This window comes from Saccharothrix xinjiangensis, assembly GCF_039527585.1.
Taxonomy (GTDB): Bacteria; Actinomycetota; Actinomycetes; order Mycobacteriales; family Pseudonocardiaceae; genus Actinosynnema; species Actinosynnema xinjiangensis.
Window position 1 is genome coordinate 1 of record NZ_BAAAKE010000076.1, and the last position, 983, is coordinate 983.

Sequence of the window (983 nt, forward strand, 5' to 3'; positions counted from 1 at the left end):
ACGCCTGTGGGTGGTCCGGTGCCGTGGGTGGTGTCTGCCGCGTCCTCGGAGGCGTTGCGGGAGCAGGTTCGGCGGTTGTCGGGGTGGCCGGGTTCGGCGGTTGACGTCGGCTACTCCCTCGTCAGGAGTCGTGCTTCGTTGGCTCATCGGGCGGTGTTGTTGGGTGGTCGGGTGGTGGAGGGTGTGGCCCGGCCGGTGGGCCAGGTCGTGTTCGTGTTCCCGGGTCAGGGTTCGCAGTGGGCCGGGATGGGGTTGGAGTTGTGGGAGTCCTCGCCGGTGTTCGCGGGGTGGATGGACCGGTGCGCAAACGCTTTGCGTCCGTGGTTGGAGTTGCGTGATGCGTTGCACGATGAGCGGGTTGAGGTGGTGCAGCCCGCCTTGTGGGCGGTGATGGTGTCGCTGGCTGAGTTGTGGCGGTCGTTCGGTGTGCAGCCCGATGCGGTGGTGGGGCACTCTCAGGGTGAGATCGCGGCGGCCGTGGTCGCGGGGGCGCTCTCCTTGGAGGATGGCGCGCGGGTGGTGGCGTCGCGCAGTCGGGTGATCGCTGATCGCTTGTCCGGGCTCGGGGCGATGGCGATGGTGTCGCTGCCGGAAGAACGGGTGCGCGGCCTGCTGGACGAGCGGTTGTCGGTGGCGGCGCTCAACGGCCCGACCTCGGTGGTGGTGTCCGGTGATCCGGAGGCGATCGACGAACTCTTGGAAAAGGTCCCCGGCAAGCGGATCGCGGTGGACTACGCGTCCCACTCGGCACAGGTGGAGTCGGTGCGGGACGAGGTCCTGGAAGCGCTGGACGGCATCACACCGAGGGAACCAGGGATCCCGTTCCACTCGACCGTGGACGGCGCGACGACCCTGGACGCCGAGTACTGGTACCGGAACCTTCGTCAGACCGTGCGGTTCGCCCCGGTGGTCGAGTCGTTGGGCGAGGCCGTGTTCGTGGAGGTCAGCCCGCACCCGGTGTTGGTGCCGGACCTCACCGCAGA

General features: G+C 68.7%; 1 protein-coding gene. It reads left to right on the top strand.

Annotated elements, in window-relative coordinates; all coding sequences use genetic code 11:
• Window positions 1-246: 246 nt before the first annotated feature.
• Window positions 247-983: acyltransferase domain-containing protein (locus tag ABD223_RS43285; protein WP_344044182.1), on the top strand; the 737-nt coding region annotated here is incomplete at its 3' end.